Annotated in this window: 11 protein-coding genes; 6 read left to right on the plus strand and 5 right to left on the minus strand. The window is 67.8% G+C overall.

The genetic code is table 11. The annotated features are described in order from the left end of the window. Nucleotides 1-380 (plus strand): helix-turn-helix domain-containing protein (locus AB0I18_RS50490; RefSeq protein ID WP_363112614.1); only part of this gene is annotated, 380 nt, incomplete at its 5' end. On the opposite strand, the gene AB0I18_RS50495 is transcribed toward AB0I18_RS50490, so the two are convergent. The 3 genes from AB0I18_RS50495 to AB0I18_RS50505 form a co-directional block, all read right to left on the minus strand. Further along, on the minus strand, nucleotides 358-975 hold the full coding sequence (locus AB0I18_RS50495; RefSeq protein WP_363112615.1) for a transposase: 618 nt from the start codon (nucleotides 973-975) through the stop codon (nucleotides 358-360). The genes AB0I18_RS50490 and AB0I18_RS50495 overlap by 23 nt on opposite strands. A gap of 223 nt (nucleotides 976-1198) precedes the next feature. Beyond that, nucleotides 1199-1462 carry an alpha/beta fold hydrolase gene (locus tag AB0I18_RS50500; protein ID WP_363112616.1) on the minus strand — a complete coding sequence of 88 codons (264 nt, stop codon included), beginning with the start codon at nucleotides 1460-1462 and terminating at the stop codon, nucleotides 1199-1201. 93 nt (nucleotides 1463-1555) lie between these two features. Continuing rightward, entirely contained in the window at nucleotides 1556-2485 is a 930-nt protein-coding gene (locus AB0I18_RS50505) for an NADP-dependent oxidoreductase (RefSeq protein ID WP_363112617.1), read from the minus strand. A 652-nt stretch (nucleotides 2486-3137) separates the two neighbouring features. Here AB0I18_RS50505 and AB0I18_RS50510 point away from each other — a divergent pair. From AB0I18_RS50510 to AB0I18_RS50530, 5 genes are all read left to right on the plus strand, one after another. Beyond that, nucleotides 3138-5699, plus strand: a complete 2562-nt coding sequence (locus AB0I18_RS50510) for a LuxR C-terminal-related transcriptional regulator (RefSeq protein ID WP_363112618.1) — start codon at nucleotides 3138-3140, stop codon at nucleotides 5697-5699. A gap of 523 nt (nucleotides 5700-6222) precedes the next feature. Beyond that, nucleotides 6223-6540, plus strand: coding sequence for a hypothetical protein (locus tag AB0I18_RS50515; RefSeq protein WP_363112619.1), 318 nt, complete (start codon nucleotides 6223-6225; stop codon nucleotides 6538-6540). 642 nt (nucleotides 6541-7182) lie between these two features. Beyond that, the gene (locus tag AB0I18_RS50520) at nucleotides 7183-7749 is read left to right on the plus strand and encodes a hypothetical protein (RefSeq protein WP_363112620.1); all 567 of its coding nucleotides are present in this window, start codon (nucleotides 7183-7185) and stop codon (nucleotides 7747-7749) included. 232 nt (nucleotides 7750-7981) lie between these two features. After that, on the plus strand, nucleotides 7982-8209 hold the full coding sequence (locus tag AB0I18_RS50525; RefSeq protein ID WP_363112621.1) for a hypothetical protein: 228 nt from the start codon (nucleotides 7982-7984) through the stop codon (nucleotides 8207-8209). Between the two features lie 159 nt (nucleotides 8210-8368). Continuing rightward, nucleotides 8369-8692 (plus strand): hypothetical protein, encoded by a 324-nt coding sequence (locus AB0I18_RS50530; RefSeq protein ID WP_095749789.1) that lies wholly within the window; start codon nucleotides 8369-8371, stop codon nucleotides 8690-8692. Nucleotides 8693-8766: 74 nt separating this feature from the next. Here the strand turns inward: AB0I18_RS50530 and AB0I18_RS50535 are convergent, their stop codons facing one another. Together AB0I18_RS50535 and AB0I18_RS50540 are read right to left on the minus strand one after the other, a co-directional pair. Continuing rightward, on the minus strand, nucleotides 8767-9522 hold the full coding sequence (locus tag AB0I18_RS50535) for a class I SAM-dependent methyltransferase (protein WP_363112623.1): 756 nt from the start codon (nucleotides 9520-9522) through the stop codon (nucleotides 8767-8769). Between the two features lie 40 nt (nucleotides 9523-9562). Beyond that, the gene (locus AB0I18_RS50540) at nucleotides 9563-9895 is read right to left on the minus strand and encodes an IS3 family transposase (RefSeq protein WP_363112622.1); all 333 of its coding nucleotides are present in this window, start codon (nucleotides 9893-9895) and stop codon (nucleotides 9563-9565) included. Nucleotides 9896-10019 lie beyond the last annotated feature (124 nt).

Here is a 10019-nt window from a genome sequence, read left to right on the forward strand (position 1 = left end):
GTTTTTTGTATTTATTTGGTTTTCTATTCGGTTTGGGTGTTTGGGTTGACGTTAAACAAAGGCCGGGCCGGGGGCGGGGGGGGCGGGCCCCCCCCCCCGGCCGGTGGACGATCCTGATCCTCACGGCACTGCTGGCCGAACCGCTCCGCTATCACGAGCTACGCACGGTGGTCGCGGGAATCAGCGACAAGAGCCTCGCGGCCACGCTCCGCGCACTCCAGCACGACGGCCTGGTGCACCGCCAGGTCGGCACGGGACAGCCGCCATCGGTGACGTATTCGGTCACCAACCTGGGCCGCGGCGCGGCGGCGGCGCTGGACCCGCTGCTGCAATGGATCCGTGCCAACGCAGCGGAGATCACGGCACGCCGCGAGAAGTGATCGAGCCGTCGAACGCCGTCGAGGAGGAAGACGTATGCGGTCTCACGCGAACCCGGACCTCCGCAATCGAACACTGCGGTGACTCTCCGCAGCTGCGCCCCAAGATCTGTGCCAGAGCCCGCTGAACAACGTCACAGCCAGTCTCGGAGGCGTCCACCGACTGACTGTCGATGATTGCCGCACTGGGCTCGGCGTTGCGGCCTGAGCGTTCCCTCGCCGAACGTCGCAGGCGTTCGTACAGCTCACGCACGTAGTCGTAGGACCGCCAGCGGCGGAAGAAGTCGTAGACCGCCCGCCAGTACGGGAAATCGACCGGCAGAGCCGTCCACTTCACACCGTTGTCGACCAGATAACGCACAGCGTCGAGTATCCCGCGGTGGCAATACGCCTCCGGGCGCCCGCCCCGCTTGAGGAGCCAGGCCGGCACCGGCATCGCCGAGCGGACCTCGGCCCACTCCGCATCCGTTATGTCACTGGGACAGCAGCCTGCCCGCAGCCCTGGAGCGATCGAACCGAACCGGTACACGTAGCAGCCACACCCAGGGGTGACCGCGGTGGACGCAAGCACAGAGATGCTGCTCAACTGATCGGGCAACGGGCTTCCTTGGTCGTGCTGGTGTCGTAACCGCGTCACGACCAAGGGGCCCGTTCCTTCATGCCCGCGACCGCACCCGTACCTCTGTCCAGATGATCACCCGCGCCGCACACCTCGAACGAAATCCGGTTAGCCACAACGCACTAACACGCCGAGCACCACCACAAGCCCATCACGGCGCGGGGAAGAGCAAGGACGCGCCGATGGCGTCGCCGCCGTACCGCTACCTGACCACCGACGCGCTCACCAACAAGGTCCTGGCCTGGGATCTGCCTCTCAGCGGCGTCGAGTTCGGGCCTACGCCCAGCCGGTCGAGGATGGCAACCGGATCGGCGGCGAGACTGGCAATCTTGTGCGCTTCGATGTCGCTCGGCTTGCCCGAACGGCCGTAGCCTCGCTGGTCAGGGACGATCAGCCGGAGTCCTGCCTCGGTGAGTGGCGCTATCTGCTTGGCCCACACGCGGCCGGTGTCCGGAAAACCGTGCAACAGCGACGTTCAGCTTGATGCCACCGCTGTCGACCTGCATGGTTCTTCCTTCGTGGTGTGCGCTGACTGCGGAATGGGGACTTCTACGGGCCTTCAAGGGACCAGGACGATCTTGCCCCGGACATGGCCGCCCTCAAGCTGTTCGAAGGCCTTGCGGACCTCGGCCAGCGGGTAGGTCGCGGCGACCGGGATCTCCAGGTCGCCGGCGGCGATCAGGTCGGCCAGCTCCGCGAGCACCGCAGCGCCGGAGCCAACGCCCTTCTCGTACCCCTCGAACTTGATGCCGTGCGTCTGCACCGCGTCGAACCGTACGATCGTGTTGAACCGCCCGGGTGCGACGCCCAGGTCGTCGAGCGCGATCTCGACGTAGTCCGCGCCCTGAGTGTCGATGAACGCGTCGACCCTGCCGTACGCCGCCGCTGCCCGGATCCGGTCGGCCACGCCCGGTCCGTAGGTCACCGGGATCACGCCGTGCGCAGTCAGCCAGTCGTGGTTGTGCTCGCTCGCCAGGCCGATGACAGTCGCCCCGGCCCGCACGGCGAGCTGGACCGCGATCGAGCCGACCCCGCCGGCCGCCCCCGCCACGACCACCGTGTCCCCTGCGGCCGGCTCCACAGCACGGACGGCCGCCCAGGCGGTGAACCCCGCGGACGCGAGCGCGCCTGCGACTTCCCACGTCACGCCGGCGGGCTTCGGGATCAGGTGGTCCGCCTCCGCGACCACGTACTGCGCCTGGCTCGACAGCGGATCCACCCAGCCGATCACCTCATCGCCAGCGGCTACCTCGGTGACGCCCTCGGCCACCGACACCACTGTCCCGGCCAGGTCGTGGCCCTGCCCCGTCGGGAACGTCACGGAATACACCGCCTGCATGTGGCCTTCCCGGGTGTGGGCCTCGCCGGGGTTGAGGCCTGCCGCCTCGACTCGCACCAGCACCTGGCCGGGGCCGGGTGTCGGGGACGGGACGTCCTCCACCTGCAGGACGTCAACGCCGCCGTACTGGTCGTACTGCACTGCCTTCATCTCCGTGGTCTCCTCACGTCCGCCTACGATCAAACGCCTGTCGCGTTTGCCTACGGTCAAAAGCTAGGGACCAGTCGTGTGAGCGGGTGTCACCTGATTGGTGTGATTGATCGTGCCCGGCACGCGCCGAGAGGCAATCAGCCGGCCGCGCGGCGAAGCCACCGGCACGATCCGCTTGCCCCCGGTCCTGCCCGCTGCGGGAATCACATCGAACGTGCGAAAGGGTCAAGCCGTCACTGGTCATCCGAACAGGTTCGTGCCCCACCGCGGGACAGGTTCCCCATCCGCATCCTCCTTGCCTGCCCCGCTGCCGAACCTGCTGGGCAAACCGGATCTGCCCGGAGTATCTCGTTGACGAGATACTCCGGAACAGGAGCTCGCCCGGGCGGTGGTGACAGTGGTGCGGCTCGCTGCTGACCGTGCCGGCGACGCTGAAGGCAGCGATCCAGCCTGTGGGTGCCGCTGCTGGGTGACCACGGTTTATCTGTCAGGTGTGACTGCGTCGCCAGCCTGACCGAGGCGCCGTGGGATCATTCCGGGTGTGGGAACTGAAGAGGGAACACATGCCGGGCCGGTGCGGGCCGTTCGCCTTGGTGCGGGAGGGGTTGTGGCCCGTCCAGAGCTGTTGGGGCGGCTGAGCGGGCCGGCCCGGGTGACGGTGGTGTCGGCGCCGCCTGGTAGCGGCAAGACCGTGTTGCTGCGTTCCTGGATCAGCCAGGCGGGCCTGGAGGAGTGCGCGGCGTGGGTGACAGCGGGGCGGGATGAGCGGGATCCGCAGGGATTCTGGCCGGCGGCGCTCGGCGCGCTTCGCCGGACACGCCCAGGGGCGGCACTGGTGCGGGCATTGACGGCGGCTCCGGACCTGGACGGGTGGTCGATCACGGAGCGGCTGCTCAAGGACCTGGCGTCGCTGGAGGAGCCGTTGTGGCTGGTCGTTGACGACGTGCATGAGCTGGGTCCGGACACGCTGCGGCAACTGGAGCTGCTGATAATGCGCGCCCCGCGGAGGCTGCGGTTCGTGCTCGCCGCCCGGCATGACGTGCGGCTGGGGCTGCACCGGCTGCGGCTGGAGGGGGACCTGGCCGAGATCCGAGCGGGTGATCTGCGGTTCAGCCTGACCGAGACGGAGGAACTGCTCGCCGCGGCCGGGGTTGAGCTGCCCGAGTCGGCGGTGGCGGTGCTGTACGAGCGGACCGAAGGGTGGGCGGCGGGGCTGCGGCTAGCCGCGTTGGCGGCGGCCGGGCACCCCGATCCGTCGCGGTTCGCCGCGGAGTTCTCCGGCACCGAGCGGACGGTGGCGGAGTATCTGATGGCCGAGGTGCTGGACCGGCAGCCCGACCCGGTGCGGTGGCTGCTGCTGCGGACTTCCATCCTGGAGCGGGTCAACGGGGAGCTGGCCGACCTGCTGGCCGGGGGCGAGGGTGGAGAGCGGGTGCTGCAGGACCTGGAACAGGCGAACGCGTTCGTCGTGTCACTGGACGCTGCACGTTCGGAGTTCCGCTATCACCAGATGTTCGCCGGGCTGTTGCAGATGGAGTTGCGACGCGCCGCGCCGGGCGAGGTCCCCGATCTGCACCGGGCCGCCGCCGGATGGATTGCCGGGCACGGATACCCGGCGGATGCGGTCCGGCATGCCCAGGCCGCGCGTGACTGGTCCCTGGCCGCCGGGCTGCTTGCCGAGCACTGGTCCGGCCTCTACCTGGACGGGCGGGCCAGTGCCGTGCACGAGCTGCTCGCCGGGTTCCCTACCGGCATGCTTACGACGGATGCCGGGCTGGCGGCGGTGGCCGCAGGTGATGAGCTGGCCCGCGGGTCGCTGGATGCGGCCGAGCGGTTGCTGCGCCTGGCCGAGCGGGATATGGAGACGGTACCGGCCCCCCAGCGCGGCCAGCTGGAGCTGTTGTCAGAAGTCGTCGGACTGCTGGCAGCCCGCCAGCGCGGGAACCCGCTGGCTGAGGCCGAGGCGGCACAGCGGCTGCAGGCCATGGCCGAGGTGTTGGGGGCGGCGCAGCCTTACTTGGGTGAGGACTTGCGCGCGCTGGCGCTGATCAGCCTTGGCTACGCCCAGGGCTGGACCGGCCACCACAATCAGGCGGAGTACCTGGCCGAGGGGATCGCGCTGGCGCGCCGGATCGGTCGGCCGTACCTGGAGTTCACGGGTCTGGCCCACCAGGCGGCGATCGAGGCTTCACGGTCGTTGGCGCGGGCGGCTGAGTTCAGCAGGCAGGCGATCGAGCTGGCCGATCGGCATGGCTGGTCGGACGAGTCGGCGGCAGGCAACGCGTGCATGATACTCGGCGCAGTGCTCGCCTGGCAGGGAAGGCCCGGGGAGGCTGAGCCCTGGGTCCAGCGCGCTGAACACATCGTCAGCGCGGAGGCCGACCCCGCGGCCGGGCTGGGGGTCCGTTATGCCCGCGGGTTCCTGGAACTGGTGCGAGGTCAGGACGGCGAGGCGTTGACCGCTTTGCGGGACGCCGAACGGCTGGCCGACCTGCTGACCGCGCCGCACCTGCTGGCTCCGCGGGCGCGGACATTGCTGCTGCTCGCCCTGGTGCGCCTCGGCGAAACCCAGCACGCCGAGGAGACCCTGGCCGACCTCGAAGAACGAGAGCGAGAGCACGGGGAGGTGCGCATCGCCACAGCCGAACTGCGGCTCGCCCAGGCCGACCCGCACGGGGCGACCGTCGCGCTCGCGCCGGTCCTGGACGGCTCCGCCCTCGTGAAGCCGGCCCGGGCCTTCCTGACCCTGGCCTTCACGCTGGAGGCGGCTGCCCGGGACGCTCTCGGCGACCCGGACGCCGCTGGCCGCGCACTGGAGCGGGCGCTCGACCTCGCCGAGCCCGACACTGCGCTCTCAGCCTTCGTGCTGCATCCGGTTCCCGCCCTCCTGGAGCGCCATGCCCGGCGCGGCACCACGCACGCGGCCCTGATCGGCGAGATCCGGGGCTTGGTCGTCGGGCACGCGCCCGCGCCCCTGCCTGGAGGGAGCCCGTCGCCGCTCGAGCCACTGAGCGACAGCGAACTGCGCGTGCTGCGCTATCTGCCGACCAACCTGACCGCGCCGGAAATCGCGGGCGAATTGCATGTCTCGGTTAACACCGTCAAGACTCACATGCGCAACCTGTACGCCAAGCTCGCCACCCACCGCCGGGCCGAGACCGTCGTCCGCGCTCGCGACCTGGGCCTGCTCGCACCTCACGCCTTCCGGTCCTAACCTCGGAGATCTCCGTCAGTGCCTGGTTTTGAACTTCTCAGGCAGCTCGGGGTCTTGGTCGTCGGGTCTGGTCTCGTGTGGCGTTGCGCCGGCCTCGGCGTTTCGGCTGGGATGAGGACGGAAGGGGACGGAAACACGAAAGTTCCTTCTGAGCTGGCACGATGAACCTTGTCGAGAGGGTCTGTTGGTCCAAGCGGAAGGCACTTTGTGCGTGCAGGGTATCGGTTCTCGTTCCCAGTTCGAGGTCTCCGCTGACGGTTCGGGGACGGTCGGGCATGCCACGTCTACTGGCGGTTCTTCCATGATCGACGTGTTCTCGTCGGTGGGCCCGGGCAGCACCGGGGCGGGTGGTTTTCTCGTCCTGGAGGTGGTCGGTGCCGTCGGTGATCACGTTGATGGAACGGCGTGAAGTACGGGCTCATGAAGTGCTGGACGGGGCGGAGACGCGGCTACGCGAGGCCGAGGAGCAGGCCGCCGAGGCCCGTCAGCGGTGAGAGTTGCCCGGATCGGGCGTGAGGAGCTGATGGACGAGCTGGCCGCGACGGGTGCGCAGGCGGCCACCTATGCGGGGGCGGTTCAGGCAGCCGCACAGTGGTTGCTGGCGCAGATCACGGGCGGCCCGAACCACGAACTGTGGCAGATGGACGCAGCCGAGCACATCGAGAAGAATTTCGACGACGGCCTGACGTACGAGAACGACAACGGCAACACGGCGATCAGCCCAAAGGTGCTCACCACCTTCCGCGCGATCAGCGTCGGGACGGTCGTATGGGAGCGGGGAACGAAGTCCTGGCGGCTGCGCACCCCACACGACCCGGATGGCAAGAGGCAGGCCGACTGACCCGGCCCGGTCGCGTGGCGCGGTCGGGCCCGCGCCGTCCACCCGGTCGCCGACCGCAAGCTGACACGCCCTCACGACCTTCCCGAGCCGCTGAACGCGCGACCACGGGCACAAGCTGACGCAGCTGTTCATCGAGAAAGCGCAGTCCGGCACCATCGCTGGCGACGAGCGGCGAGTTGGCCGCCGCCCTGTTGTGGAGATCGAGGAGAAGAAGGTGCAGGGCCTCGTCGCTCCGAACCTCGACAGGCTCGCGCACCGACAGAGGCTGAAACACCGGTTCTGAAGGTCGGCTGCAACCGGGAGTGCACCCTGGCCAGTCCCGTCGGTCATGAGCCCACGTCTGCCCCGGCGCCAGACTGAACGGCGCGGACTACGCCTGTGGCCCGTCGGTATCGTCCTGGTCCTGGCCTTCACTACCGCTGTCCTGGTGACGGCCTCAGTGTTCTATGCCGGCTGGGACCTGCTCGGCGCACGCGAGTTGAAGCCCGAGCGTGGCTGCGCGTACGCCTCGGGGCTGATACGGCGGCAATACAGTTACGCCGTGTGGCTGATGGTGTTCATGCCGTGGCCGGACGCCGGGCGGCAGAGCCTGCGAAAGCATCAAGGGCATCGCACGACATCGCTGATCAAGGAGCATGCCGCATGCCCACCACTGTTCCCTTCTCCGACAACGCGCAGGCCGAAGGAAAGCACTTACCCCACCGCGCATCGGATCGGACGGTCCCGGACGTCCCGGCCTGGGCACGACGTGCGGCGGCCGCGGTTGTCTGGGTGTCTCTGCCATCGGCTGTGTGGCGCCTCGCCGCCGTGCTGGGTGTTCCGCTTGGACTCGGACAGTCCGAGTACGATGCCATGCTCCTGCCCGGCTGGGGCCTGCTGGTGCTGCCTTTGCTGTCGCTGGCCCAAGAAGGTCTGGCCTGGCTGACACTCGGCTTGGTGCGGCCGTGGGGAGAAGTGTGGCCGCGTTGGCTGCCGTATCTCGGAGGCCGTCCGGTCCCGGTACGTGCCGCGGTTATCCCGGCGGCGTTTGGCACACTCATCTGCACCGTCTACGGAGTATTGCTCGTCTGGACGACCCTGCACGCGCAGATGGACATCACGCCGTGGGGCAACTGGCTCCTGACCGCCTGCTATCTGCCTGTGGCCGCCTGGGGGCCGCTGCTGGGTGTGGTGACCGTGCACTACTACCGGCGCCGCACGCGCGGGTGAAGGCCCCGACTTCCTCGCGTCCGTTCTCGTGCGCTGCCCCAACTGCGACAAGGCCGCGCACGTCGTGGCTGGACCGGAGCCGGAAGGAGTGCACGGTCCCGGCCTCTTTGCGCCAAGACGTCTCGTCTGCCGCAACTGCGGGACGGACAGAGAGCCGAGCCGTGGATATGTAACTTCGTACCGGGCTCCGCACGAGCCGGCCGTAGACCCGTACTTCGGCATCCGTCTGTGGTTGCAGACCGAGACCCGGCATGGGTGGGTATGGGCCTACGACCTGGAGCACCTGGACCTGATCAAACGATTCGTGCAGGCCATGCTGCGTGAGGGGATTCCCTGGCACGACCACGGCCGGAAGATGCCCGTGGTGGCCCGCCTGCCTGCATGTATGCAGCAGGCCAAGAACCGCGACGAGGTGCTGCGGGCCATCGCCCGCATCCACGCCTCACTGCTCCGTACCTGACTCTGGAACACCGAATGGTTCTGTCGGTAGTCGGTGACGTCAGTTGTTCGTGAAAGCTGACGGCACCAGGCGATGGCCCAGAAAGATGTTCGCGAATTCTGACATCACCATCGGGGTTGCGGTGTCAAGCTGGATGTGCTCAGTAAAGGAGCACCCCCGATGCCGCCTGGCCAGTCGAAGGTCGAGTTGTACGCCGCGCTGCGGCGCGACTCCCGCGATGGCATGTCGAACCGGGCGTTGCAGTGCAAGTACGGCGTCACCTGGAGCACGGTCAACAAGGCCCTGACCTCGGCTTGGCCGCAGCCACGCACGACAACCGCTTCGGCGCGGCCGTCGAAGCTGGATCCGTTCACGCTGCTGATCGACGAGATCCTGCTCATTGATCTGGACGCGACCAGGAAACAGCGCCACACCGTCACCCCGGATCTACCGCCGTCTGATCGACGAGCACTCCTCGTCCGAGGCGTTGCGCTGACCACTTGAACCCGCCCCGATGAGAGGGCGCAAGCGTCCGACGAGCAACCGCGCGGTCCGGCCAGGGACTGAAAGTCCAGTGTTTATACCTTGCTCGCGACCACCATGTAGTTCTCGGCCTCAAGATCGAACGTGCTCAGTTCCGTGTGGAGTCCGACCCGGTGCAGCTCGACTTCAAGTTCCTCGTACCGGTAGGGCCAGCAGGACAGCAGTTCCGAGCGGACAAGAACCAACCCGGTCGCATCAACTTGCGCAATCGCAATCTCGATGTGGTGCTCCTCCTCCCAATGCGGCGCAATCTCCCAGCGGTAGACCACGACGGCATCGCGACCGTTCCGGCGGACGAGCCGGTCACTGATCTCCAGCCGGGAACCTCTGGCCCTCACGAGTTCCCAAGTGCGGGATGTGAGTACCAAGCGCCCGCCGGGGCGCAGAAGCCGTGACATCGACTCCAGAGCAGCACCCCTGCCTGTCGCGCCCGCGGCATGGTGAAGCGAGTTGCCAACGCAGAACACCATGTCGAACGTGTTGTCCTGGAAATGGTCGGGCAACTCTTCCCAATTCGCCCGTACGGCCCGGACGGATGCCCCGAACTCCTCAGACAACTCTGCAGTCCGACGAACCATCGCCTCGCTGGCGTCAGTTGCGACAACCTGCATGCCACGACCGGCGAGGCCAACCGCCAACTGTCCGGTTCCACACGAACAGTCGAGGACGTGAGCGTTCAACGGCAGGAGATTGAGGACATCGTCGAACGACGCAGCGAACTCGACTGGAGGCAACTTTGCATCCGAGATGAGCCACTCGTACACCTCGGCAAGCACGTCATAGCCTGTCACAACCACTACCTCCGTCACGCGGCAGACTCACGGCAGGACGTCAGTCCATCAACGGAGCAAGCCGGGCACCAATGGTTTTCGCAAGGATGTCGCGCTCGCGCATCACGCGGGCGATGCGCTTGCGGTTCACCCGCCGCCCCAGACGCCGCAGTTCGGCGTGGATGCGCGGGACACCGTAGGTGCGGCGGGAGACGACGTGCAGCACCGTGATCTCGTGCGCGAGCACGTCGTCGGCGGCCTGTCGGGCATGGCGGGCGGCCTTACCCTCGCGCCACGCGTAGTAGGAGGAGCGGGCGACGTGCAGCACCCGGCACAACAGAACGATCGGGTAGTTCGCCTTCTCCGCATGGATGAACCGGCACAACTCGCTCACCGGCCGTTCTCCTTCACGAAGAAGGCGGTCGGTCGGGTGGCCCGGGGGAATTTCACCCCCGGGCTCCCACAGATCCCGGCGTGACAGTCTCCCGTCACCGGGCTCCTATTGTCCTGGTCACCAG

This window comes from Streptomyces sp. NPDC050704, from assembly GCF_040654355.1.
GTDB lineage: Bacteria > Actinomycetota > Actinomycetes > Streptomycetales > Streptomycetaceae > Streptomyces.